This is a genomic window from Micromonospora sp. NPDC047753 (assembly GCF_040642735.1).
Classification (GTDB): domain Bacteria; phylum Actinomycetota; class Actinomycetes; order Mycobacteriales; family Micromonosporaceae; genus Micromonospora.
The window spans coordinates 1-24959 of the sequence record NZ_JBEYSL010000034.1 but is presented as its reverse complement, the minus strand read 5'-3'; the positions used below and the strand labels follow the sequence as shown (position 1 = coordinate 24959).

Here is a 24959-nt window from a genome sequence, read left to right as displayed (position 1 = left end):
GCCACGGTGACGTTGTGCCGGCCCGACGTGCTCAATGCCCAGACGCCCGCGATGTGGCGAGCGATGAGCGACTTTTCCCGCGACCTGCCCGGCGACGTGCGGGTGGTGGTGGTCCGCGGCGAGGGTCGCGCGTTCTCCGCCGGCCTCGATCTAGCGGTGGCGGGTGCCTCCGGTCCGGGGTCGTTCGCTGAGCTGGCCGCGCTGCCCGAGCAGGAGTGCGCCGAGCGCATCGCGGAGTTCCAGGCCGGTTTCACCTGGCTGCACCGGCCGGATGTCGTCTCTGTCGCGGCCGTGCAGGGCCACGCGATCGGTGCCGGCTTTCAGCTTGCGCTCGCCTGTGACCTGCGAGTGCTGTCCGCGGACGCGAAGTTGTCGATGGCCGAGGTGACCCTCGGCCTGGTGCCGGATCTGGCCGGGACGAAACGCCTCGTCGAGCTGATCGGCTATTCGCGGGCGTTGGAGATCTGTGCGACAGGCCGCCGCTTGGACGCCGCCGAGGCGGACCGGATCGGGCTGGCCACCCTGGTCGTATCCCCGGCCGAGTTGGACGGCGCGGTGCGGGATCTGACCGCCGGCCTGCTCTCCGGAGCCCGCGACGCGGTGGTAGAGATCAAGGCGCTGCTCGCCGGCGCCGCCGGGCGGTCGCACGCCGACCAGCAGCGCGCCGAGCGGGAGGCACAGACCCGTCGGCTGCGTGACCTCGCCGGCACTGGAGAATAGGTAAGGACCGCACGGGAAGATCCGGGTTACGACCGAGGTTGTCACACTCGTCGGGAGAATTGACCTGACGGTGCGGTCTGCCCGGCAACCCGGAGGTGAACGATGTCCAACCCGATGTCCGGCGGTGGCATGGCCGGGTGGAGCATGCTCCGGTCGATGCGCAACCGCGATGAGGTCTCCACCCACCGGCTCAAGCGCGGCGTGGCCCGCCGCATTGTCGATTTCGCCCACCCCTACCGGCGCGACATCGTCGTCTTCCTGGCCACCGTGGTGTTGGCCGCCATCATCGGCGTGGCCACTCCGGTGCTCGCCGGCGACGTGATCAACGCGATCAACGAGGGCGGCACCGAGGCCGGGCGGCTCGTGGTGCGGCTGGCCCTGTTCATCGCCGCGCTTGCGGTCGCCGACGCGCTGCTGTCGCTGGCCCAGCGGTGGTATTCCGCCCGCATCGGTGAGGGCATCATCTTCGACCTGCGCACCCGGGTCTACGACCACGTGCAGCGGATGCCGTTGCAGTTCTTCACCCGCACGCAGACCGGCGCCCTGGTCAGCAGGCTCAACAACGACGTGCTCGGCGCCCAGCGGGCGTTCACCTCCACCCTGTCCGGTGTGGTCAGCAACGTCATCCAGTTGGTGCTCACCGCGGCGGTGATGTTCACCCTCTCCTGGCAGATCACCGCGTTGTCACTGGTGCTGCTACCGATCTTCATCATTCCGGCCCGTCGGGTCGGCAAGCGACTGGCCGAGATCACCCGCGAGGCGTACAACCTCGACGCCAAGATGAACGCGACGATGACCGAGCGGTTCGGGGTGGCCGGCGCGCTGCTGGTGAAGCTCTTCGGCCAGCCCGAGATCGAGGCCCGCCGGTTCGGCGACCGTGCCGAGCGGGTCCGCGACATCGGCATCCAGTCCGCCATGTATTCCCGCACCTTCTTCGTGGCGATGCTGCTGGTCGCCTCGCTGGCGCAGGCGCTGACCTACGGTCTCGGCGGCTGGCTCGCGGTGACCGGCGGCGTCAGCGCCGGCACCGTGGTGACGCTCGCGCTGCTGCTCACCCGCCTGTACGGTCCGCTCACCGCGCTCTCCAACGTCCGGGTGGACGTGATGAGCGCGCTGGTCTCCTTCGACCGGGTCTTCGAGGTGCTCGACCTCAAGCCGGGCATCGTGGAGAAGCCCGACGCGGTACCGGTGCCCCTGGGCGCCGGCCGGGTCGACTTCCGCGACGTGCGTTTCCGCTACCCGAGCGCCGCCGAGGTCTCCCTCGCCTCCCTGGAGGAGGTCGCCACCCTCGACCGGACCGTCAACGAACCGGTGCTCAAGGGGGTCTCGTTCAGCGTCGAGCCGGGGCAGATGGTCGCGCTGGTCGGCCCGTCCGGGGCGGGCAAGTCGACACTGTCGATGCTCATCTCCCGGATCTACGACGTCAGCGACGGGCAGGTGCTCGTCGGCGGCGTGGACGTGCGTGACGCGACGCTCGCCTCCCTGCGCGACGAGATCGGTGTGGTCACTCAGGATTCGCACCTGTTCCACGAGACGATCGCCGAGAATCTGCGCTACGCCAAGCCGGACGCCACCGACGACGAGATCTGGGCCGCCCTGGCCGGGGCGCAGGTGGCCGATCTGGTTCGGGCGCTGCCCGACGGTCTGGACACCACGGTGGGGGAGCGCGGCTACCGGTTCTCCGGCGGCGAGAAGCAGCGCATCGCGATAGCGCGACTGCTGCTCAAGGCACCGTCGATCGTGATCCTCGACGAGGCGACCGCTCACCTTGACTCGGAGAGCGAGGCGGCGGTGCAGCGGGCGCTGTCGGTGGCGCTGGCCGGGCGGACCGCGCTGGTGATCGCGCACCGGCTCTCCACAGTGCGAGACGCCGACCAGATCCTCGTCCTGGACGGCGGACGGGTCGTCGAGCGGGGACGGCACGACGAGTTGGTGGCCGTCGGTGGGCTCTACGCCGAGCTGTACCGCACCCAGTTCGCGGTCGCCGACTCGCCCACCCCGTTCGTCGACGCGACCGGTGCCGAGCCGGTGGTCATGCCGCTGGGCACCTACCGCGCCGACGAGGTGCTGCCACCGGCCGCCGCCAACTGACGTCGTCGATCACAGGGCTGGTAGCTCGGTCGCTGCCCGCAACTCGGCGAACGCCAGGCCCAGGGTGACCGGGGTGAAGTGCGCGTTCAGGCCGCTGGGGTTGGGTAGCACCCACAGCCGCGCGTCGGCCAGCGTCTCCGGTTGCGGCCCGAAGGCGGCCTTGGCCGCTGGAAACCGATCCGGTAGGCGGTCACCCCCACCACTGCCACCCAGCGCGGCCGGCACCGGGCCACCTTGTCGGTCAGGATCGCCGCGCCGTCGAGGAGTTCCTCGGTGCTCAGCTCGTCCGCGCGGGCACTGGCCCGGGCGGCCATGTTGGTGATGCCGAGCCCGAGCGCTGGCAACTCGTCCTGTTCGCTGGGGTGCAGCAGCCGGGGGGTGAACCCGCCCCGGTGCAGCGCCGGCCAGAACCGGTTGCCGGGGCGGGCGAAGTGCCAGCCCGTCGCCGCCGACCACAGGCCCGGGTTGATGCCGACGAAGAGCACCTCCAGGCCGGGAGCGAGGACGTCGGGAATCGTCCGGTCCGCGGCTGCCGCGAGGTCCGCGCGGGAGGGCCGGGTCGGGCCGGAACGCCGTGCCTCGATCGACTCGGGTTCCTGGACGTCGGCGTGTCCTGGTCGCGTCGACAGCCCGGCTTCCGTGATGGCGAGTCGATCGACGGCCGGGTCGTCGTGTGGGGCCGGCTCTGGCGGCGTCACCGTGCGGCCCGCTCGGCTGTCACAGCCCGCGCAGCGCGCCGCCGTCGACCGGCAGGGTGATTCCGGTGAGGTAGCTCGCGGCGGGGGATAGCACGAACGCGGCCACCCGGCCGAACTCGGCGGGGTCGCCGACGCGGCGCAGCGGGATGCCGGCCTCCGCCTCGGCGCGGGCTCGCTCCGGGTCACCGGTCGCTCCGAACAGTTCCCGGTTGCGGTCGGTCATGATCCGGCCGGGCAACAGCCCGACCACCCGGACCCCACGAGGACCGTAGTCGTCGGCGATGTCCTTGGCGGCCCCGACCAGGCCGGGCCGCAGACCGTTGGAGATACCGAGACCGGGCACCGGGCCACGCGCCGAGGTGGAGAGCACCAACCCGATCGCGCCGCCCTCGGGCAGGGCGTTGGCGACAGTGCGTACGGCGCGGATGGTGCCCAGGAAGACGGTCTCGAAGGAGAGCCGCCACTGCTCGTCGGTGACCGCTGCGGCGTTGCCCGGCGGTGGTCCACCGACCGAGATCAGCGCGCCGTCGAGCCGGCCGAAGTGTTCCTGGGCGGCGGCGACGAGCTGCCCCGGGGTCTCCGGGTGGGTCAGGTCCGCGGTCAGCCCGACGGCGTGCTCCGGGCCGCCCAGCTGCTGCGCGGCGGCGGCGATCACCCCGTGATCTTCTTGGCGAACGCCAGCGCCGGGTCCTTCACCGTCGGCGCCCAGCACACCCGGGCGCCGTACCGTTCGTGGGCCAGCTCCAGGCGTTGCAGCACCTTGAAATAGTGCAGCGTGATCGGCGTTACCCGGTTGGGATTGCGGACGGTCCGCTTCGAGGTCGACTCCATGCCGGTCTCGCTCACCAACTTGAAGTCGGTCTTGTGCTGGGTGCGATAGCGGGCGGCGACCTTGGAGGTGGCGGTCTGACTGTCCTTCACCGCACGGCGGCTGGTCTCCTGACTGGCCGCCGTCACGCTGCGCGTGTAGCCGATCGTGTGGCTGGCGTTGAAGGTGCCCCAGACGCCGGTCGGGCTGGTGTACTGGCCGGTGTGGCTGGCGTTGAGCCCCCACGTGTCGGTGAGCGACTTCTGCCGCTCGAAGCCCTCCTGCAGTTCCGTGGTGAGCGCGCTGGTCAGCTCGACGTCCGTCTGCCTCTCGGTTTCGTCCTGCTCCTCCAGGGTCAGCTCACGCTTGGTGTAGGTGCGCTGCTCCAGCACCGCCTCCTCGCCGGGCGCGAGCGCCAGCGCGTAGACGTGCTCGCCGAGCGCGAAGCCCACCGGCCTGATCCGGGTCCGGTCGAGGAACGCGATGCCCACGTCGGACTGGAGCAGGCCGGCGACGAACTCCGCCTCCTGGTCGCCGAGGATGCTCTGGCGCCGAGCCGGCGGCTCCCGGTAGATCATGCCGGAGTCCTGCCCCGGCAGCGCGGCCTCGGCGGCCTCCATGTCGTTGGCTTTCCACAGCCCCGACAGACCGAGTTCCTTGAGCAGGTGCGGCAGCCGGTCCTGGGAGAGCCCGCCGTACCGCATCGCCTCGATCAACGCCTGCTTGACGTAGAAGGGCAGCAGCGGCGTCTGCCCGTCGTCGAAGGTGAGCTGGACCGGCACGAAGTAGTTGGAGTAGACGTAGCGGTCGGAGTGCGCGTTACTGAACCCCAGCGTCGCCAGGTCCGCCTCGGCGACGACGACTTCACCCATCGGTGCTCCTCTAGAGTGGCAGTTTGAAAAGGGCGTGCAGACCCTGGTAGGTCATTTCGTGCGAGGTGACGAAGAACCCGGGAAACAACTGGCTGAGGGCGGCCTGCCGGACGACGGTCTCCCGCACCGCGTGCGCCGTCAGCTCCTCCAGGCCGGCGACGACCTCAGCCGGCACCCCGCCCTTGCTGGCCCGCTGGTAGGCGTCCGCGATCGCCTCCCAGCGACCGTCGAACGCCTCGCCGAGGTCGTCGGCGACCGTGCCCCACGTCTTCTCGAAGCGCTCCAGCTTCGTCGACGCGGTCCAGTCCACGTTGGTGACCCGGGCCGCCTCCGAATCGACCAACAGCAGGTCGCTGCGAAGCTCACCGACGGTGGTGGACGCCTTCCAGCCGAACCGCTCGGCGAGGTGGGTGGCCAACGCCTTCTCCGCGCCGGCCCCAGCCGGGCTCCTGGTGAACCCGACGAGACGCAGCAGAAGGTCCCGGTCCGGGTGGCTGAGCAGGAGCTGGGCGACCGTCTGCCGAAGCACCGCGTCGGAGCCACGCAGGGCCGCAGCCAGCTCCGGGTTGGCCGCGCGGACCGCTTCGACGACAGTGGCGAGCGACTTCTCCGCGAACGGCTGCAACCCCGGTGAGCGCGCGACCAACTGGGCGGTCTCGGCCGCCATCCGCCGGTGTACCTGTTGGCCGAGCCGCCAGGGTTGCGCCTGCCCGGCCTTCCGCAGCGCGCGGAACTCCTCGTACGCGGCGGTCTGCAACGCCCGGTTGAACACGGTGGTCAGGCGCTGCTCAAGCTGACGGGCGATGGCGGCCCGCACCGCGGCGGCCCGGATGTCGCGGGGGGTCTTTGGCGGTTTGAGCTCGCGCAGGTCCTCGACCCGCTTGATGATCTCGTCGAGCGCCTGGTTCAGCTCCGCTCGGCTGGCCGAACGACCGGCCGACGACACGGTCTCCGACATGCACGCCATCAGGACCGGCTTGCCGTCCGCGCTGATCAGCGCGCTGAGCCGGGCGCCCGCACCCGCCCCGGCGAACGCCTCGGCGTGCGCGGCCTGGTTGAACACCGTCAGGGTCAGCTCGGCGTCGACGAGCAGCGCCCGGCCCTGCCGGAACAACGCGTCGAGCACCTTCGGGGGGAACAGGGTACGCAGCACCGCCAGGCCTACCTGCGGCGTGGCAAGCAGTGCCGCCCGGCCGATCGCGACGAGCAGCGCGGCGATCTGGGTGGTCAGGAGACGGACCTCGGCGGCGGCCTCCCGGGCGCCCACGATCAGCAGCGGCACGTAGCGGATCGCGGCGCGCACCGCCACGCCACCGAGTAGCCGGACCAGGTGGACCAGGCCGGTCAGCACCTGGAACAGGTCGCCGGCGATCCGGCCGAGCAGCCGGCCGGCGGCGAACGGGTCGAGATCCTCCAGGTGCCGCCCGAATTCCGTCGCCCAGCCGCGCCAGAGCGCCAGCAGCCGCTCGGGCACTGTGCTCGGGTCCAGCGCGGCCACGACGCCGGTCAGCGCCTCGCGGACGACGGTGGCCTGCTCGGCAAGACGTCGCAGGCCGGCCCGGGGGTCCACGGTGAGCACGATCAGGGTGGTGAACTGCTCCTGCTGGAGCCGACCGACCAGCTGGACGAGTTTGCCGAGGTCGACCACCACAGTCGCCAACGATTCCCCGACGCCCACCAGGAAGCCGTCGAGGAACAGCTTCGGATTGATGCCGTTCCAGGCCGCGTAGTGGCGCATCGCGTCGAGCAGCGCGGGGTCGAGGCCGAGCAGGAACCGTCGGAACGCGCCGTCAGTGTCGACATCGGAGGCCGCCAGGTCGAAGAACTCCTCGGCCAGCCCGAGCCTCGCCAGCATCGCGACGAGGTCCCAGACGTTGTCGGCGGAGATCCGGCCGGTCATCGCCTGCAACACCCGGTCGCGGGTCATCGAGCGGGTGGCGTGCGCGTCCACCCAGTACCGTACGGTCAGCGCGACGAACTCCACCCGCGGATCCTGGGTCCGTACGCCGTAGACCGCCGCCCGGTTCTCGGCGGACACCCGCGGCACACTGAACCAGTCCCGGATCATGACGGTCTCGCCCGTCGGTTGCCCCAACTTCCCCACCTCCTCCGGCGCAGTGCACTGTCCGGGCAAGGGGATTCGGGCGGTAGCGCTGGGTCGAGAACCCGACATGCATCCACTTCGGAGCGTGCGGCCGGGTGATCGCGCAGCGATCGATATCGGTCATCGTCGAGGCGGGTGGTACGTCGACGACTGTCGGGTGCGGGCAGCCGGTCGACCTGCTCGGGCCGGAGCGGCTCAGCGGTCGTTCGTCTCGACCGTCGGTCGGTGATCGGCCAGAGCACGCACCGCAGCCTCGATGAGCGCTGTCACCTGATCCATGTCACGAGCACCGCGGACGTCCAACTCGGCCGACCAGCCGTCCGCACCGGTGAGCCGCACCGCCACGTCCTCGCGGCGGTGGGTCAACCAGCCGGCGATCGCCTGCACCAGCACCATGACGGCGCCGCCACCGTCGACGGCGACCAGCAGCACGTCAGTGGCACCCGCGGCGGGCGCGGTGGTCACACTGTCACGGAGCCGGTCCTCGGCGCGAAGCCAGGACCCCAGAGAACGTCGAGCATCGGCAGAGGGAAGATCCGGACAGACCGACAGCGTGATCATCTCCTGAGACGCGGGCAACGTCTTCTCCTTCCGGCGAAGGCCAACCCCACTCCGTCATCCTGCCAGCCGGCGTGGCCCTCGGCAGCCCTCGCAGTCACCGAAGTCGATCAGAGCTTGACCGTCGCGTCCGCCCGTCCATAGGCTCCGGCCACTGCGAGGCTTTCCCCCAAGAAGGGAACCCGAGACATGGCCCCATCGTCGCGTCCGTTCTGGACCCTCCCTGCGAAGCGGCTGGCCAACGCCGCCACGATCGCGCTCCTGCTCGGTATGGCACCCCTGCTCAGCGGCCCGGCAGCCGCGAGCCCCGCCCGGCCGACCCCCTGCAGCAGCGACCCGACCGCCCGGCTGACCACAGTGCCCAGCCCGGACGCCGTGCTCGGCTTCCCGCTCGGCGCGGGACAGGAGCGGGTCGTCACCAACGACGAGGTCCGGACCTACCTCGGGGCGGTCGATCGCGCCTCGAACCGGGTCGTGACCGGTGTGATGACCACCAGTGTGCTCGGCCAGCCGTTGCCGTACGCGGTGGTGTCCAACGAGCGACACGTGCGGCCCGCCGCGCTCCGCGAGATCGCCGACGACATCCGGGACCTGCGCGACCCGCGCCGGACCAGCGCGCGAACGGCCGCCCGGACGGCGAAGGACAGCCCGGCCATCGTCTGGGTCACCGCGAACGTGCACGGCGGAGAGAAGAGCGGCGCCGACGCGGCGCTCAAGACGCTGTACGAGTTGGCAGCGGGTCTGTCCTGCGCTGTCGCCCAGCGCAACGACAACCTGGTCACCATCATCGTCCCCACCCAGAACCCGGACGGCCGTGACGCGACCCGCCGGCAGAACGAGTTCGGCTTCGACCTGAACCGGGACTGGTTCGCCCGCACCCAACAGGAGACCGACGGCAAGCTCGAACTGCTGCGCCGCTACCCGCCGCAGGTGTTCATCGACGCACACGAGATGGGCGGCCGGCAGTACTTCTTCCCGCCCAACGCCGATCCGATCCACCACGAGATCGCCGGGGAGGCGGTGGACTGGATCAACCGCATCGGCGAGGCCAACAAGGCCGGCTTCGGCTTCAACGGAGCCTGCGACGAAACCGTCACCACCGAGTGCTACTTCAACTACGACACGTACGACATGTTCTTCATGGGCTACGGCGACACCGTGCCGACCACCGGCTTCGGCGCGGCCGGCATGACGTACGAGAAGGGCAGCGCGTCGGCGGTGGCCGACCGGGTCCAGCAGCAGTTCCACACCCAGTGGTCGACGCTCGGCTGGGCCGCCGCGAACAAGCGCGAGGTGCTGGACGGCTACTTCGACATCTGGACCGACGCGCTCGCCCAGGGCAGGGCGGGCACCCTGGAGCCGAACGAGGTGGTGCAGCCCACCAACGAGGTGCAGTTCCCGGTGCCGGATCTCACCATCCGCTCGTACTTCCTGCTGCCCGACCGGCAGCTCGCCGACGTCCGCCAACTCGTCGAGCGGCTGCGCCGGATGGACGTCGAGGTGTACGAGCTGCAGAAGGCGACCCGGGTGCCCACCGCGCGGGTCTTCGGCGGGCGCAGCGCCACGAACGTGACAGTGCCCAAGGGCGCGTACTGGATTCCGATGGACCAGCCGCAGAAGCACTGGATCCAGGCCGTCATGGGCGAGGACCCGTACGTTCCGTTCCCGTACTTCTACGACGTGTCGTCCTGGAGCAACCCGCTGCTGATGGGCATCAACACCATCTACACCGGAGACACCGTCCGGCCGAGGGCCGAACTGGTGCGCAAGGTCTCCGGCGGTCGCACCGGTGCGGCGTGGCCCTCGGGCTCGTACACGTACCCGCTGGACTCGGCCGCCGCCGCGGAGTTCACCTTCACCCTGCTCGGCCGTGGCGTACCCCTGGTCCGGGACCTCACGACCAGCCGGGTCGCCATCCCGGCCGCCACGGTGAGCCGGACCGTGGACGAGCTGGCCAAGGGGCTCGGTGTCACCCTCACGCCGGGCGGTCGGCCCTCCGGCACCCGCCTCGACCTGCCCGACGTGGGGTTGTTCCAGGGCACCGGCATCTCCACCACCTCCGGTTCGCACGGCGAGGCCCGTTACGTGCTCGGCAAACGGTGGGGGCTCGACCTCACACCGGTCACCACTGCCGACATCAACGACAACACCGAGGCGTTCACCGGGCGTACCGTGCTGCTGGTGCCGGACGGCAGCAGCGCCACCGGCGGCCTGACCGCCGCCGGGCAGGCCAACCTGCGCGACTGGATCGGCCGGGGCCACACCTACCTCGGGCTGCGCAACGAGGGCACGCGGGTCGCCCGCACCGCCGGGCTCACCTCGACCACCGAGAAGACCAAGCCCGCGGACTACCTGGTGATCGGCTCGCACCTGCGCGTCGACGTCGACCGGGACAGCCCGGTGGCGCTGGGTCGCCCGGCGGAGGACTTCGAGTTCAACAACAGCGACCCGATCCTCACCCCGAGCACCACCGGAACGAACGTGCTCACCTACCCGACGGGTGACACCTTCTGGGCCAACGGTTTCACCGTCGGCGCGGAGACGTTGAAGGGCACGGCGGCCGTCGTCGACGAACCGACCGGCGCCGGTCGGGCGGTGCTGTTCGCGTTCAATCCGCTCTTCCGCGCGTACAACGAAAATGGCCTGCACCTGGTCGCCAACGCGCTGCTCTACCCGGCGACAGCCGCATCGGACGCCCGGCGCCCGGCCGGCGTCGACGCGGCGCGCGCCAGCGCCGCCGCCGCGCCGGTGACGCCGGACCTGGGCGGCGGCTGGCGGCCGATCACCATCCAGGTGGCGGCCGCCGACCTGCCGCGCACCCGGGCGATCGTCGAACGCTTCACCACCGACGCCCAGGCGTCCGAGAAGAACGGTTCGGCGTACGTCGTGATCCCGAACCCGCAGGGGCTCCAGGTGGACGAACACCCGTTCGCCAGGGATCTGGTACGCGCGCTGAACGCCGCCAAGGTGCCACTGCGGTCGGTGGTGGGCTGACCAACCCCCGGCCGTGAGCCCGTGCAGATCTTGGACAGTTTCCGTTACGGCGTGACGGGAACTGTCCAAGATCTGGTGGTGGGGCGGCGCTCAACGGCGGAATCCGTGCGGCGCAGGCGGTGGCGGGTGAGCCGGGTCGGCTAGCGGACATCCACCGGGCCGGATCACGACAGCGCTCGCGGCCCCCTTCGGCGCAGGCTGGCCGGGATCTGTGCCGACCGTCGGCACCCGGAGGAGGCTCGCGGCCCATGGGCGTACCCCGCGCAGGGACGGTGGTGATCGCCGGCGGTCTCGCCGTGCTGCTGTTGGTCACCACGGTCGGGTGCAGACGGTCGCGTCCGTCACCGACACCGACCAGCGGCACGGCGACTGTCGGCCTGACGGTCAGCGCCTCGCAGCCGTCGTACCGGGTGGGTGAGCAGATCAGCCTGCGGCTGAGGCTGGTCAACAACCGCGACGCCGAGTGCCAACTCAGTCGGGTGCCGGACGGGGCGGTGACGGTCATGTCGTTGACCCGCGACGGCACGGCGGTGGCGCCCGCGATTGGCGGCGCGGCCTACTACCGGGACTTCACCGCGTACCTGATCGAGAACCTGGTCCGGGTGCCCCCGCGTGGGTCGGTGGAGCTGACGCTGGGCAGCGACCCGCAGAGCCCGGTCGGCGCGGCGCTGACCACCTCCACGCCGGACGGGCGGGGCGGGGCCACCGTCACGTGGTGGCCGATCGACCAACCGGGGGCGTACCGGCTGGTCCTGGGCTACCTGCGAGCGCCGCTGCGCGGTGTGCCGGCGGACGCCTGCGCCGCGACGGCCGAGCAGGGCACTGTCGCGTTCGAGGTGAGGGGCGGGTGACCGGGTTGCGGAGCCGAGTGCGAACGGGCGTCGTGCTGGCGGGCGTCCTGGTGCTGCTCGCCCCACAGGCGGCGTCCGCCGTGGTCAGCGTCGACAGCGACCTGCAAGCCGAGTACGCGGGCTGCGTCGGACAGATCCGCGGCTCCGGCAACGGCGCCGTCCTCGACGAGCTGGAACGCTCCGGCAAGAAGATCAAAGTCCGGAGACCCATCTTCGGTACGGAGAGCAGCACCACGACGTACGTCCCGGGCAGTGACGTGCAGATCAACTGGGTGCCGGAGAACGACGGGCGGGCGCTGACGGAGGAGGGAACGGGTTTCACCGAGGACCAGTGCGCCACCCTGATCCACGAGATGAACCATGCCCTCGACGAGGCCAACGACACCGACCGGGGCCAGTTCTGCACGCAGGGCGGTCAACAGGCCAGCACCGTGGACCCGGCCGAGGTGCACGCGGTGTTGGCGGAGAACGCGTACCGCAAGGCCGTCGGTGTGCCACTGCGCACGACGTACAGCGGTGTGAAACTCCCGTCCAACGGCAAGGACTGCGACCGGCCCAAGCCCCGACCGCCCGGTGGAGGTGGTTGTTCGATCTCGGTGATCGGCAAGGGTTACCGGTGCGCGAACAGCAACGGCGACCCGCACCTGCTCACCTACGACGGTCTGCGCTACGACTTCCAGGCCGCCGGTGAATTCGTCCTGACCCGCTCGACGACCGACGACTTCGAGGTCCAGGTACGACAGACGATGTTCCCGGCCAGCTCGGTGGTGGCCGTCAACTCGGCAGTCGCCGCTCGGGTGGCCGGTGACCGGGTCGGCGTGTACGTCACACCCGACGGTCCTGCGGTCCGGGTGAACGGCGCCGCGCCGGTGTCCGCGCCGGACGGGGTGAAGCTGCCGCACGGTGGCACCGTCACCACCTGGGGAGACGGCACTGTGACAGTGCAGTGGCCGGGCGGCGCGCGACTGACCGCGCAGCCGATCGGGGTGTGGGGGCTGAGCGTGAGCGTCAGCGCGCCCACCGCCTGGGCCGGGACGCTGCAGGGCCTGCTCGGCGACCATGACGGTGACCCCGGCGACGACCTGACAGTCCGCAACGGCAAGCGGATGGCGCAGCCGCCCACCTTCGAGGCGCTGTACCCGGGCTTCGCCGACAGTTGGCGCGTCGAGGCGCAACGGTCGCTGTTCGATTACGAGCCGGGGCAGAACACCGGCACGTTCACCGACCGGCGGTTCCCGGACCGACTGCTCACCGTCGGGGACCTGCCCAACCGGGCCACCGCCGAACTCGTCTGCCGGCGGGCCGGTGTCACCGACCCGCAGATTTTCGCCGACTGTGTGCTCGACGTCGGCCTCACCGGGCAGGTGGCGTTCGCCGAGGACGCCGCCCGCGCGCAGCGCGACGTGCCCGCCGCCGGTGATGTCGACCTGGAGGTGACCAGGGCCGGCGCCACGGCCGCGACGAAGGTGCCGGGCCGGGCCGGTCAGAAGATCTTCGTGGAGGTGCCCGCCGCCACCGTGCCGGATCGCTGCGGCGTGTTGCTGCTGCTCGACCCGCAGGGCCGGCAACTGGCGACCGGCTGTGTCATATCCGGTGCCGGCTTCATCGACACGACCACGTTGACGGCCACGGGCGACCATCAGGTGGTGCTCGATCCGTGGGATGCCGACCTCGGTCGGGCAACCGTACGGGTCGTTGCGGTGACCGACGAGGAGAAGACGCTCACGCTGGACGGGCCCTCGGTCCGGGCGACGCTCGCCCAACCGGGCGCGGTCAGCCGTCTGTCCTTCGACGGCCGCGCCGGTCAGAAGATCTTCCTCCAGGTCACCGACGCCACAGTGCCGGACCGGTGCAACCTGCTGCGCCTGCGCGACCCTGCCGGTGAACAGGTGACCAGCGGCTGCGTGATCGGCGGCCAGGGACATGTCGACGGGTTCGTCCTGCCGGTCACCGGCCGGTACGTGCTGGAGGTCGACGGGACCTCCACCGACACCGGCTCGGCGGACGTGCGGCTACGCGACGCCCACGACGAGGAGGCCGACAGCATCGCGGACGGCCGAGCCGCCACCCTGACGGTCAGCAGACCGGGTGCGGTGAGCCGGCTGAGGTTCACCGCCGACGCCGGTCGTCGCGTCACCGTCGAGGTGACTGCCGGGAGTCTGCCTGACCGGTGCGGCATCCTGCTCCTGACCGGCCCGGACGGCGACCCGATGGGCAGCGGCTGCATCATCGGCGGGACCGGCCGGTTCGAGACGGGTCCGCTGCCGAAGCGCGGCACGTACACGCTCGTGCTGGACCCGTGGGCCGACGAGACCGGCTCGGCGACGGTCACCGTCCGTCAGATCGGTTGAGCCTGCCGTCTGTCGGCCAGGCCGCCAGCCCGCCCCCGACCGGGCATCGGTCGGGGACGGGCTGTTGAGCGTCCTTCGCGCGGGGCAGTGACCTGTCGCCGTGGTCGGCGACCAGGTCACCCGACGCTAGGCGACGCCGCTCCGCCACCGGTCACAGGTGTCGGTGGCCCAGGCGGGCTGGTCCACGCAGGAGCGGAAGCGGACGGTGCGCCCCTCGCCGAAGTTGTGGTCCCACTGCGAGCAGTCGCCGCTGCTTCCCGGGTTGTAGTGCGAGCCGGTCTGCAGGGATCCGTCGATGCGGACGTACTCGAACGCGACGTACGAGATCAGGCCGTCCGAGGACGTGTCGCAGTTCTCGAACTTGTCTCCGTAGCTGATGAACCGCGACGACGAGCCGGTCACCGAGGACGACGCGTCGGTCCCGGCGTACGCGCTGGTCCCGGTCGCGAGAATCGTCGCCGTCGCGGCGACGGCTACCACACTGAGCTTCCCGAACGTCCTCATGCGACACCCACCACCCAGTTGCTGCAGGGGTCCGGGATGATTCCCGGCATGTCGGCGCAGGCACGGAAGGTGACGCTGCGGCCCTCGCCGAAGTTGTGGTCGTACGAGGCGCAGGTCCCGCTCCCGAGGCCGTTGTACTCGATGTCGTGCTGGAGACTGCCGTCCTTGCGGATGTACTTGTACTCGTTGTAGACGTTCAACCCGTCGGTCTCGGTGTCGCACACCGAGAACGAGTCGCCGTAACTGGTGAACGTCACCTTCGCGCCGGACATCGAGGCCACCCGGTCGGTGCCGGCGTGTGCGATGCCGCCCGTGCCCAGCAGGACCGCCGCAGTCGTCGCGGTGACGACGAGCGGTCGTTTCAGCCATCCCATGTCGTTCTCCTCCATCTCGTTGCCAACCCGTCCTGGGCTGTCCCGACCGACTATCGGCGTGGGGTCTGGGGTCGGTCTGGGACGGACCTGGTATCCGCTGGTCCAACCGGGGTAAGGCATTGACGGGGCCTCGGTGAGGAGATGCGGGTGGCGGTGCGATTCGGCTTGCTCGGGGACGTCGTGGCGACCGTTGACGACCGTCCGGTGGCCCTCGGGCATGCCCGACAGCAATGTGTCCTGGCCGCGCTGCTCGTCGACGTCAATCGGGCGGTCTCCGTCGACCAGCTCATCGACCGGGTCTGGGGCGAGAGCCCACCGCAACGCGCCAGGGACACCCTCTACGGCTACCTGTACCGCTTGCGCCGCAGTCTGGCCGACGTTCCCGACGCGGCGATCACGCGCCGGTCCGGCGGCTATCTGCTGGCCGCCGACGAGATGGCGGTGGACCTGCACCGCTTTCGTCATCTGCGTGACAAGGCCCGCGCCGAGCGGTCCGAGGACGACCGCCTCGCCCTGTTCGACAAGGCACTCGGTCTCTGGCGCGGTGACCCGTTCTCCGGGCTGGACGCGTTCTGGCTCGACACCGTGCGGACGGATCTGGAGCAGGAGAAGCTGACAGCGGAGCTCGAACGCGTCGATGCGGCGCTGCGGGTCGGCCACCACGACGAGGTTCTGGCGGACCTGTCGCGGCTCGTGTCGGGGCAACCGTTGAACGAGCGCCTGGCCGGCCAGATGATGCTGGCGCTCTCCGGCGCCGGCCGCTCGGCCGAGGCGCTGGAACACTACCGGCGTTTTCGGGACCTGCTGGTCGAGGAACTCGGCGTGGAGCCGAGCCCGCATCTCCAGCAGCTGCACCGGTCGATCCTGGCGCCGGATGTCGCGGCGGACCCGCCCTCGGCCGGGCAACCTGTCCCCCGACAACTGCCGATGCCGTCCGGGTCGTTCACCGGCCGGTCCGAGGATCTGGCGCAGCTCGACGCGGCCCTGCTGACGTACGGGGAAACGACCGCTACCGCAGTGGCGGTGAGCGGCACCGGCGGGATCGGCAAGACCTGGCTCGCGCTGCACTGGGCAGCCACCCACCTCGACCGGTACCCGGACGGTCAGCTCTTCGTCAACCTCAGCGGCTTTCACCCCACCGAACCGCCGATGACCCCGGCCGGGGCGGTACGCGCGATTCTGGACGCGCTCGACGTCGCCCCGGACGCCGTGCCAACGGACCTCGACTCCCAGATCGGTCTGTACCGGAGTCTGGTGGCCGACCGACGGATGCTGATTGTGCTCGATGACGCCAGGGACCCCGATCAGGTCCGTCCGCTGCTGCCGGGCTCGGCCAGTTGCGCGGTCCTGGTGACCAGCCGGAATCAGATGTCGGGCCTGGTGGCGACCGAAGGGCTCCGTCCGGTGCCACTCGGCTGTCTGAGCCGGGATGAGGCCCTTCACCTTCTCGCCGGCCGGCTCGGCGCGGACCGGCTCTCCACGGAAGCGGATGCGGCTGGCAGCATCGTCGGGGCCTGCGCCGGCCTGCCGCTCGCCCTCTCGATCGTGGCGGCCCGGGCCGCCACGAACCCGGCCCTGTCGCTCCAGGACCTGGCCGACGAACTCACCGATCAGAAACTTGGGTTGGACGCCCTGGGCGACCGCGACGCCGTCGCCGACGTGCGGTCGGTCATCGCCGCGTCCTGTCGGGCGCTCAGCGCCCCGGCGGCCGCGCTGTTCCGCCTTCTCGCGCTGTACGCCGGCCCGGACGTCAGCCTGCCGGCGGTGGCCAGTCTCGTCGGGCTGCCCGTTCAACAGGTACGTGAACCGCTCGACGAGCTACTCGGGGCCCACCTGGTGGACCTGACCGGTCCGGATCGTTACGCGTGCCACGACCTGCTGCGGGCGTACGCCGGCGAGCTGCTGGAGGACAGCGACCGCGCATCCGCGATGCGCCGGCTGTACGACCACTGGCTGCACGGGGCTCACGCTGCCGCACTGACGATCGAGCCGCATCGGGACCGCATCGAGCTGCCGCCGCCGGCCGCCGGGACAGCCGTCGCGGCGTTCACCGACAGCGAGCAGGCACAGCAGTGGCTCGACGCCGAACGGCCCGTGCTTCTCGCCGCGATCGACCAGGCCGCCGAATCCGGCCTGGACGGTCACGCCTGGCGGCTGGCCTGGGCCGTCACCACCTACCTCAGCAGGCTGTCGCGATGGTCGGATCTGGCCGCGGCCCAGCGCACCGCGGTGACCGCGGCGGCACGGGCGGGTGACCTCGTCGGGGAGGCACACGGCCACCGCGATCTCGGCCTGGCGCTGCACCAGCTCGGCGAGCTGGCCAACGGGCTGGACCACCTTCGGTGCGCCGGCGAGCTGTTCGGGCGGCTTGGCGACCGTGCCGGCGAGGCGTACGTCGCGCTCTACCTGGGCTGGGTGCACGAGGGGCAGGGTCAGCACCGGGAGGCGCTGGAGTGCGACGAGCGGGCCCTCGCCCTCTTCGCCGAGGTCGGCCACCTGGTCGGGCGGGCGAAGGCCCTCAACGCCATCGGCTGGGATCACGCCCGTCTCGGCGACCATCACCGGGCCGCCGACCACTGCCGGCGCGCACTCGCGTTGCACGAGGGGGTCGGCAACCTGACCGGTGCGGCCAAGACCTGGGACAGCCTCGGCTACGTCCACCATCAGCGGGGTGACTCCGACGAGGCCTGCGCCTGCTACCGGAGGGCGCTGGAGCTCTACGAGCAGTCGGATGACAGGTGGGGCGTGGCCGAGACGTCGACCCGGCTGGGCGACGTTCTGCACGACGCGGGTGACGTCGAGGCGGCCCGGGACAACTGGCTGCGGGCGTTGCGGCAGTTCACCGAGGACAACCCGGTGGAGATCGCCGAGCTGCGCCGTCGGCTCGACAGCGCCGACCCGCCGTGACACGGCGACCGCGGGTAGCGGATGCGACACGTGGTGGTCCGGCCGACCAGGCGAACCGGTCAGCCGGACCACAGTGATGTCAGCTGGTGCTACAGATGGTGCCGTTGAGGGTGAACGCCGTGGGCAGCACGTTCGGCCCGCCGTACGCGCCGACGAAGCCGGCGCTCACCGTGCCGCCGGCGGCGATCTGCCGGTTGTCGGTGGTGGGCGTGACCCGCACCGCGGTGCCGACCTGTTCCCAGGTGGCGCTCCAACCGCTGCTCACCTGTTGCCAACCGGTGGGCCAGGTCCAGGTGAGCGTCCAGCCGTTGATCGGGCTGGACCCGTTGTTGATGATCTCGACGCCACCGATGTAACCGTTGCCCCAGTCGTTGTTGGCGCTGAAGCGGACGGTGCACGTACTGGCGGCAGGGCTGCCGGTGGCGAAGGTGAGCGGCGGTGAGGCCCAGGAGACGCGTCCGGCGGTGTCGCGGGCCAACACGTTGACGGTGTACCTGCTGCCCGGCACGAGGTTGTCGACGGTGAACGAGGTGCTCGTCGTCTCGCCGACCTGCTCGCTGACCGCGCCGTACTGCCGGTGCACCTCGTACTTGGCGATCGGGCTGGCGCCCGAGGCGGACGCCGGCCAGGTGATCGTCGCGGCGCGGTCGGTGACGCCGCTCGCGGTCGGCTGGCCCGGTGCCGTCGGCCGTCCAGCGGTGGTGCCGGCCGCACGCAGCACGAGCGTGGTCAACGAGTACGCGGGCAGTGTCCGGCTGGTCGCCGAGCCGGACTGGCTGGTGACGATGCCGGTGGCCCCGTTGGTGAGGGTGGACACCGTCGGCGCGACTGCCGACGGGGTGAACCCGGAGTAGTCGATGGTGACCGGGTGGTCGTTGTCCGGGTCCTTGTTCACCAGAAGCACGGCGAGGTCACCGTTGCTCCGGCGGACGGCGTGGGCGGTGACCAGAGGCTCGTCGGTGCCAGCGCGAACGAACTGGTCGCCGGTCTTCGCGAAGAGCTTCATCATGCTCAGCCCGTGGTACGGCGCGAACGGTGTGTTCAGCGGCGGTTGACAGACCGAGCCGTCCTCCGTGCAGGCTCCGCTGGAGAGCATCCCGAAGTCGCCGTAGTCGGTCTGACCGGCCACCTGCGTCACGGTGCCCATCCCGTTGTGCACGTTCCACCAGTGGGCGGTGAAGACACCGTTCTCCAGCAGACCGCTGTAGACGTCGGCGAGGAACAGGGCGGCCGGTTGGGTGTTCCGGCCGGCGTCGACGTTCAGCTCGGTGAAGCTGATGCCGATGCGGTCGGCGTTCGCGCCGGCGTACCTGGCGAGCTGCTGCCGCAGCAGGTAGGTGGCGTCGGGGAGGTGGTTGACGCGGGCCAGCGACTCGGCGGCGGTGCCGCCCGGGTACCAGTGCACATCCACGAAGTCGATCTTCGAGCCGGCGATGGAGAGCACTGTCTGGTTCCACGGGCCCGGATCGCTGCCGGCGGTGATCCCGTCCGGCCAGTTGCCCGGCATCGTCAGCACCGCCCCGACCTTGATGCTCGGGTCGACCGCCTTCATCGCGTCGGCGTACTCGACGACCAGCCTCGCGTACTGTGTGGCGCTCTTGTCGGGGTGGTCGTCGGCCTCCCACGCGGACCCGTAGTGACCGTTGCCGTAGTTCTCGTTGCCGACGGTCCAGTAACGCGCGTCGTAGCCCTTGGTGACGTTGGCGTACCGCACCCAGTCGGCTGCCTCGGCGGGCGAGCCGGTGCCGTAGTTCGCGATGATCATCGGCTGCGCGCCGACGCGCCGGACCGCCGCCATGAAGGTGTCGAAGTCGGTCCCCGGCGCGACGTAACCGCCGGGCGCGGTGTGGTCCTTCCAGTGGTAGATGTCGGCGTACGAGCCGCCGGGGTAGCGCATCATCTGCACACCGGCATCTCTGAGCAGGTCCGACGTCTCGGCGGTGCCGAGGTTCGAGTCCCAGATGGCGTGATTGACGCCGAGAGCGGCGTCCGGCACGCTCGCCAGTCCCGCGCGGGTGTTGACGGTCACGGTGACCGGATCGGCCGCCGCGCTGGCGGTTGGTGGGTTGACGCCCGCGAGCGCGCTCGCGGCGAGCAGCAGGCCCGCAAGGAGTGCTGCTCGGGTCTTCGGTTTACGCATGGGCGGGGTTCCTTCGCGCAGATGAGCCGCCCGACCGGTCAGGGTGCGACCGGTGACGGGCGATCTCGTGGACGGCAGACCCGGGTTGGTCCATCGCTCGTGTCACCGCCCCCCCGAGATCACCTCTGGATCCCGGCTGCCCAGTGGACGGACGTCAGCCCCGCGCGCGCGGCTCTTCATCGACGTACCACAATGGCACTGTCGGTTGGGCAATCTCAATACGCGTCAGACGTCGTCTTCGCCGCGCTCGCCGCGCCCGGAGCGACGCCCGCGGACACTCACGGCGGCCAGCAGAGTGACGACCGCGGCGGCGAGTTGCAGCACGCCGCCGAGCAGTTCGACGATGCCAGAGATGGCAGCAGCGTCTGGCAGATGGGTCATGAGACGGCCTCCGGGTTCGTGCCCACCGTCCGCTTCCTGCGGAAGGCCCTCCCCCGGGCTCAGCGGTGACCACGTGAGCGCCGCCCTCATTGTGGCATCCACCCTCCAGCGAGTGGAAGCCGTGAAGGCCCCGACATGAGATCGACAATCGTCGAACGTTACAGCTTGACGAACGGCATGTTATCGCTCACAGTCGATGCGAGGCGGTCAGCGTCCGCGGCTCACCGGGAGGCCCCTCGCTGGTTCGACCTCAGTGGTCAGGACGTCCCCGGGGCAGGTGGACGTCGCATCAGGTTCCGTCAGCAGCCGCCGGTGACGCGCGGCGGACGTCGCGCGCCCCGGGGCCACCCTGGCGCCGTCGTCGATCCGCCTACGCCGGACCGCCATGCTGCCGCCGGGTCCCCGACTCACGACAAGAGGAACCGCCGATGAGATCAAGGATCGCACTGCTGGCCGCCACGCTGGCGACGGCCCTGGCGACGATGACGGCAGTGGTCACGGTCGCCACCCCGGCGTCGGCCGCGACGCTCACCCAGGTGACCAACTTCGGCACCAACCCGACGAACCTCCAGATGCACCTGTACGTGCCGGACCGGGTCGCGGCCCAGCCGGCCCTGCTCCTCGCCCTGCACTACTGCACCGGCAGCGGTCCGGCGGTGCACAGCGGCTTCGGCCTGAGCACCCTCGCCGACCGCTACGGCTTCATCGTGATCTACCCGTCGGTGACCCGGAGCAGCAAGTGTTGGGACGTCTCGTCACCGCAGGCCCTGCGGCGCGACGGCGGCAGCGACCCGGTGGGCCTCAAGTCCATGGTCGACCACGTCCGGAGCCGCTACCCGGTCGACGCCAACCGGATCGGCGTGGGTGGGTTCTCCTCCGGCGCCATGATGAGCAACGTCATGGTCGGCCTCTACCCGGATGTGTTCCACGCCGGGTTCAGCTCCTCCGGGGTCCCGTTCGGGTGCTTTGCCACCACCAACGGCGCGGAGTGGAACAGCGAGTGCTCCGGCGGCCGGATCGTCAGGACTGGGCAGCAGTGGGGTGACCTGGTCCGCAACGCCTACCCCGGTTACTCCGGCAAGCGTCCTCGGTTCCAGATCTGGCACGGCACCACGGACACCACGCTGAGCTACGTCAACTTCGGCGAGCAGATCAAGCAGTGGACCAACGTGCTGGGCGTGTCGCAGACCCCCAGCTTCACCGACTCCCCGCAGGCCAGCGCCACGCGTACCCGCTACGGAGGCACCGGCGGCACGGCGCCCGTCGAGGCGATCAGCTTCCAGGGGTACGGCCACTCCATCCCGTTCGACGCCGCGCAGGCCATCCGGTTCCTCGGCTTCGACACCACGAGCCCCACCACGCCGCCACCCGGCGGCACGTCGGCGCCGCTGCGCAACACCGGCGCCAACCGCTGCCTCGACGTCCCGTCGCGGTCGCAGACCAACGGCACCCAACTGACGTTGTGGGACTGCAATGGCGGCACCAACCAGCAGTGGACGTCGACCGCCGCGAAACAACTCCAGGTGTACGGCACGAAGTGCCTGGACGCCGAGGGCGCCGGAACCTCGCCCGGCACCCGGGTGATCATCTGGGACTGCAACGGCGGCACCAACCAGCAGTGGAACGTCAACACCGATGGCACGGTGACCGACGCACAGTCCGGCCTGTGCCTGACGCCCAACGCCGCCGGAACCGCCAACGGCACCCCTGCGGTCCTGTCGAGCTGCAACGGCTCGAACAGCCAGCGGTGGTCCCGAAGCTGACGCGGTAACCGACGGCGGCGTACCCCGTCGGTTGTTCGTGCGGGTGTGCGTCCCGCTGCTCGGGCCCGGACTCCGAACAGCGGGACGCAACCCGGCGGCCAGGGCCGGGATCGACGGTCGCCATCAGGGCGGCCCAGCTGTTGGCCACTGCTCAGCGGTGTGCGCTGGGCAGGTGGGCGGGCCGGTCGTCGTCGCACGACTGTCCCGGCTGCTGCGGTGCCCTGGAATCCCGGTGGCCGTTCACGCCTCGGCCGCGTGGCGCGCGGGTCGCCCGGTGGTGGTCTCGGGCCGTCTCGCGCCGGCCACGTGCCACCCGCCCCACGCCACGATCGTCATCCGTCACGCCTCGGGCCAATGGCGACAGCTCCGTCACGGCGGCCTGAGATCGGTCGAGCATCGACGACTGTCCGTCACGTTAGCGTTAACAGTGAGCGATTGTCCATAGACAATAGTCATCGTCGCCTGGAGCGGTTACCGCTCACCGGCACTGCCACGACGGAAGTATCGGTGACGGCAGCTCGGCTACGGCATCGGGTCGACAGCGACGCCGACGACAGTCGTGAGCGCGGGCGGAATAGCCTTGCGGCATGCGGGGACGATTCGGCGCGGCCAGACGCTGGTACGGGGAGCACCCGTTGGTCCGTCGTACGGTCCTCGCGCTCGTGGTGGGGATCGTGGTGCTGACGGGCGGCACGGTGGCCAGCGTGACGTGGATCCGCGACACCGCGGAGGGCCACCTCTACGGCGAGTCCGAGGTGCCGGACGCCCCGGTCGCCCTGGTCCTGGGCACCAAGGTGGACGCCGACGGCACGCCCTCACCCGTCCTCGCCGCTCGGTTGGAGATCGCGCGACGGCTGTTCGACGCCGGCAAGGTGCGGGCGATCCTCGTGTCCGGCGACAACATGAACGCCGACTACAACGAGCCCGCCGCGATGCGGACATGGCTGGTGGAGCGGGGCGTACCAGCGCACAAGGTGGTGCCGGACTACGCCGGCTTCGACACGTACGACTCGTGTGCGCGCGCTGAGCGGATCTTCGGGGTGCGGCGAGCCACTGTGGTGACCCAGACCTTCCACCTTCCGCGCGCCGTGGCACTGTGCCGCCGCCTCGGCATCGACGCCAACGGCGTGGGCGACGACAGCGCGAAGCGGTACGCCCAGACGTGGTGGTTCAGTTCGTACCGGGAGAACGGCGCCTGTCTGAAGGCAGCGCTGGAGTTACTCTCCGGTCGGGATCCGGCGCACCTCGGCCGCCGGGAGACGGGCGTCGACGACGCGTTGCGCATCGACTAGGCAAGGTCACGAGCGTCTTGGTGCGGCGCTGTCACGGACGATGAGTTCGGTGGCGAGTTCGACCCGGGGGCTCTCGGTCCTCTCGCCGCTGGCGAGGCGCAGCACGGTCCGCGCGGCCAGCATGCCCATCTCGGCCAGGGGTTGCCGGACGGTGGTCAGCGGTGGCGAGCACCAGCGCACCTCCGGCAGATCGTCGAAGCCGACCACGCTGACGTCGTCGGGCACCCGCAGACCCCGTTTACGGACCGCCTCGTAGACGCCGAGGGCCATCTGATCGCTGGAGGCGCAGATGGCGGTGGGCGGGTCGGGCAGGGCCAGCAGTTGCGTACCCGCGGTGAAGCCGGCCTCGTGGTAGAAGTTGCCGGGGCGGATCAGGGCGTCGTCGATGGGGATCCCGGCGGCGCCGAGGGCGGCCCGGTAGCCGTCCATCCGGGCCCGGCTGCACATCAGGTGCGGCGGGCCGGCGATGAAGCCGATGCGGCGGTGGCCGAGGCTGATCAGGTACTGGTTGGCGCTGAGGCTGCCCGCCCAGTTGGTGGCGCCGATGGTGGGTGACTCCTGCGGGTCGACCCCGGCCGGGTCGATGATGACGACCGGCAGGTGGAGCCGGCGCAGCTCGGCCTGCAACGGTGGGTTCACCATCGAGGTCACGAAGATGATTCCCTCGGTGGAACGCGTACGCATGTTGTCGAGCCACTGCTTGGCCGAGGAGATGCGCCAGTGGATGGCCGAGACGACGGTGCCGACGCCACTGGTCTGGCCGACGTCCTCCACCCCACGGATGATCTCCACGGCCCACGGGCTGTCCAGGTCGTTGAAGACCAGATCGATGAGGGCGGCGTCGGTACGCCGTGACGGTGAGCGGCGGCGGTAGCCGTGCCGGTTCAGTAGCTCCTCGACGCGTTCCCGGGTGTCGGGGGCGACGTCGGAGCGGCCGTTGATGACCCGGGAGACGGTGGGCACGGAGACTCCGGCCAACCGAGCGATCATGGCGATGGTGACGTTTCGGCCGTTCTCCGTGCCCACGGTCCCCCCTGCGGAGCTATGGATCTCCGAAACTTTCAATGCTTCGCCGGTAATGCCGATCGATGGCCGGCACGCTACGAGCTGTTGTCCCAGCGGTCAAGACCTCTGTCCTATTGCGAAAAGAGCGGCTAGCGTAAGTAGGGCCTCCAGTGATCCAGGACCGCGATTTTCCGGAAGTTCCAGACAGCCCGTCCAGAGGAGCGCTCGTGTCGACCGACATCGCTAACGTGGCGACCGCTATCCGGTCGATCCGCAATCCCATCCTCGCCGGCTTCCACCCGGACCCGTCGATCCTGCGCGTCGGCGACGACTACTACCTGGCCACCTCGACCTTCGAGTGGTACCCGGGTGTGCTCGTGCACCACTCGCGTGATCTGGTGAACTGGCGCAGCCTGGGTGGGATCATCACCGACCGGCGCCTGCTCGATCTGCGCGGGTGCGGCGACTCCAACGGAGTGTGGGCGCCCGACCTGACGTACCACGACGGTCAGTTCCACCTCGTCTACAGCGACGTGGCCAGCTTCG

The 24959-nt window shown here is 70.5% G+C and carries 17 protein-coding genes and 2 pseudogenes; 9 read left to right on the top strand and 10 right to left on the bottom strand.

Annotated elements, in window-relative coordinates:
- Together ABZ749_RS05285 and ABZ749_RS05280 are read left to right on the top strand one after the other, a co-directional pair.
- On the top strand, positions 1-720 hold a 720-nt coding region (locus ABZ749_RS05285; RefSeq protein ID WP_357222926.1), incomplete at its 5' end, for an enoyl-CoA hydratase/isomerase family protein.
- 114 nt (positions 721-834) lie between these two features.
- On the top strand, positions 835-2811 hold the full coding sequence (locus ABZ749_RS05280) for an ABC transporter ATP-binding protein (protein WP_357222932.1): 1977 nt from the start codon (positions 835-837) through the stop codon (positions 2809-2811).
- A 9-nt stretch (positions 2812-2820) separates the two neighbouring features.
- On the opposite strand, the pseudogene mug reads toward ABZ749_RS05280, so the two are convergent.
- The 5 genes and pseudogenes from mug to ABZ749_RS05255 form a co-directional block, all read right to left on the bottom strand.
- Positions 2821-3395 (bottom strand): annotated as a pseudogene (gene mug / locus ABZ749_RS05275) (G/U mismatch-specific DNA glycosylase).
- A gap of 133 nt (positions 3396-3528) precedes the next feature.
- A pseudogene (locus tag ABZ749_RS05270) lies at positions 3529-4161 on the bottom strand (SDR family oxidoreductase); the annotation flags it as partial.
- The gene (locus tag ABZ749_RS05265; protein ID WP_357222924.1) at positions 4161-5189 is read right to left on the bottom strand and encodes a hypothetical protein; all 1029 of its coding nucleotides are present in this window, start codon (positions 5187-5189) and stop codon (positions 4161-4163) included. The gene ABZ749_RS05265 and the pseudogene ABZ749_RS05270, both read right to left, overlap by 1 nt.
- A gap of 10 nt (positions 5190-5199) precedes the next feature.
- Positions 5200-7293 carry a hypothetical protein gene (locus ABZ749_RS05260; protein ID WP_357222921.1) on the bottom strand — a complete coding sequence of 698 codons (2094 nt, stop codon included), beginning with the start codon at positions 7291-7293 and terminating at the stop codon, positions 5200-5202.
- Positions 7294-7488: 195 nt separating this feature from the next.
- Positions 7489-7854, bottom strand: coding sequence for a hypothetical protein (locus ABZ749_RS05255; RefSeq protein WP_357222929.1), 366 nt, complete (start codon positions 7852-7854; stop codon positions 7489-7491).
- 186 nt (positions 7855-8040) lie between these two features.
- Here ABZ749_RS05255 and ABZ749_RS05250 point away from each other — a divergent pair, with 186 nt between their 5' ends.
- The 3 genes from ABZ749_RS05250 (at position 8041) to ABZ749_RS05240 (ending at position 14047) form a co-directional block, all read left to right on the top strand.
- Positions 8041-10845: a M14 family zinc carboxypeptidase gene (locus ABZ749_RS05250; RefSeq protein WP_357222918.1), complete on the top strand. Its 2805-nt coding sequence runs from the start codon at positions 8041-8043 to the stop codon at positions 10843-10845.
- 248 nt (positions 10846-11093) lie between these two features.
- A complete protein-coding gene (locus tag ABZ749_RS05245) occupies positions 11094-11696 on the top strand; it encodes a hypothetical protein (protein ID WP_357222916.1) in 603 nt (200 codons plus the stop codon).
- Positions 11697-11713: 17 nt separating this feature from the next.
- Positions 11714-14047, top strand: a complete 2334-nt coding sequence (locus tag ABZ749_RS05240) for a VWD domain-containing protein (protein ID WP_357222913.1) — start codon at positions 11714-11716, stop codon at positions 14045-14047.
- 126 nt (positions 14048-14173) lie between these two features.
- On the opposite strand, the gene ABZ749_RS05235 is transcribed toward ABZ749_RS05240, so the two are convergent.
- On the bottom strand, positions 14174-14551 hold the full coding sequence (locus tag ABZ749_RS05235) for a hypothetical protein (protein WP_357222910.1): 378 nt from the start codon (positions 14549-14551) through the stop codon (positions 14174-14176).
- Positions 14548-14925 (bottom strand): hypothetical protein, encoded by a 378-nt coding sequence (locus ABZ749_RS05230; RefSeq protein WP_357222908.1) that lies wholly within the window; start codon positions 14923-14925, stop codon positions 14548-14550. The genes ABZ749_RS05235 and ABZ749_RS05230 overlap by 4 nt, the downstream gene beginning before the upstream one ends.
- 147 nt (positions 14926-15072) lie before the next feature.
- Here ABZ749_RS05230 and ABZ749_RS05225 point away from each other — a divergent pair, with 147 nt between their 5' ends.
- Positions 15073-17832 (top strand): BTAD domain-containing putative transcriptional regulator, encoded by a 2760-nt coding sequence (locus ABZ749_RS05225; protein WP_357222905.1) that lies wholly within the window; start codon positions 15073-15075, stop codon positions 17830-17832.
- Between the two features lie 79 nt (positions 17833-17911).
- On the opposite strand, the gene ABZ749_RS05220 is transcribed toward ABZ749_RS05225, so the two are convergent.
- Together ABZ749_RS05220 and ABZ749_RS05215 are read right to left on the bottom strand one after the other, a co-directional pair.
- Complete coding sequence (locus tag ABZ749_RS05220; protein WP_357222902.1) at positions 17912-19972, bottom strand: cellulose binding domain-containing protein; 2061 nt, start codon at positions 19970-19972, stop codon at positions 17912-17914.
- Between the two features lie 225 nt (positions 19973-20197).
- Positions 20198-20353: a hypothetical protein gene (locus ABZ749_RS05215; protein WP_357222900.1), complete on the bottom strand. Its 156-nt coding sequence runs from the start codon at positions 20351-20353 to the stop codon at positions 20198-20200.
- A 428-nt stretch (positions 20354-20781) separates the two neighbouring features.
- Between ABZ749_RS05215 and ABZ749_RS05210 the strand changes: the two genes are divergently transcribed.
- Together ABZ749_RS05210 and ABZ749_RS05205 are read left to right on the top strand one after the other, a co-directional pair.
- The gene (locus tag ABZ749_RS05210; protein ID WP_357222898.1) at positions 20782-22116 is read left to right on the top strand and encodes a PHB depolymerase family esterase; all 1335 of its coding nucleotides are present in this window, start codon (positions 20782-20784) and stop codon (positions 22114-22116) included.
- Between the two features lie 587 nt (positions 22117-22703).
- Positions 22704-23408 carry an ElyC/SanA/YdcF family protein gene (locus ABZ749_RS05205; protein WP_357202398.1) on the top strand — a complete coding sequence of 235 codons (705 nt, stop codon included), beginning with the start codon at positions 22704-22706 and terminating at the stop codon, positions 23406-23408.
- 6 nt (positions 23409-23414) lie between these two features.
- Here the strand turns inward: ABZ749_RS05205 and ABZ749_RS05200 are convergent, their stop codons facing one another.
- On the bottom strand, positions 23415-24434 hold the full coding sequence (locus tag ABZ749_RS05200; protein ID WP_357202401.1) for a LacI family DNA-binding transcriptional regulator: 1020 nt from the start codon (positions 24432-24434) through the stop codon (positions 23415-23417).
- A gap of 206 nt (positions 24435-24640) precedes the next feature.
- Here ABZ749_RS05200 and ABZ749_RS05195 point away from each other — a divergent pair.
- Positions 24641-24959: family 43 glycosylhydrolase (locus ABZ749_RS05195; protein WP_357222896.1), on the top strand; the 319-nt coding region annotated here is incomplete at its 3' end.

Bases quoted from the DNA above. Each gene is read 5' to 3' on its own strand.
- ABZ749_RS05255 (WP_357222929.1), bottom strand. From the start codon at position 7,854: ATGATCACGCTGTCGGTCTGTCCGGATCTTCCCTCTGCCGATGCTCGA.
- ABZ749_RS05280 (WP_357222932.1), top strand. From the start codon at position 835: ATGTCCGGCGGTGGCATGGCCGGGTGGAGCATGCTCCGGTCGATGCGC.
- ABZ749_RS05250 (WP_357222918.1), top strand. From the start codon at position 8,041: ATGGCCCCATCGTCGCGTCCGTTCTGGACCCTCCCTGCGAAGCGGCTG.
- ABZ749_RS05215 (WP_357222900.1), bottom strand. From the start codon at position 20,353: ATGACCCATCTGCCAGACGCTGCTGCCATCTCTGGCATCGTCGAACTG.
- ABZ749_RS05265 (WP_357222924.1), bottom strand. From the start codon at position 5,189: ATGGGTGAAGTCGTCGTCGCCGAGGCGGACCTGGCGACGCTGGGGTTC.
- ABZ749_RS05205 (WP_357202398.1), top strand. From the start codon at position 22,704: ATGCGGGGACGATTCGGCGCGGCCAGACGCTGGTACGGGGAGCACCCG.
- ABZ749_RS05245 (WP_357222916.1), top strand. From the start codon at position 11,094: ATGGGCGTACCCCGCGCAGGGACGGTGGTGATCGCCGGCGGTCTCGCC.
- ABZ749_RS05235 (WP_357222910.1), bottom strand. From the start codon at position 14,551: ATGAGGACGTTCGGGAAGCTCAGTGTGGTAGCCGTCGCCGCGACGGCG.
- ABZ749_RS05210 (WP_357222898.1), top strand. From the start codon at position 20,782: ATGAGATCAAGGATCGCACTGCTGGCCGCCACGCTGGCGACGGCCCTG.
- ABZ749_RS05220 (WP_357222902.1), bottom strand. From the start codon at position 19,972: ATGCGTAAACCGAAGACCCGAGCAGCACTCCTTGCGGGCCTGCTGCTC.
- ABZ749_RS05230 (WP_357222908.1), bottom strand. From the start codon at position 14,925: ATGGGATGGCTGAAACGACCGCTCGTCGTCACCGCGACGACTGCGGCG.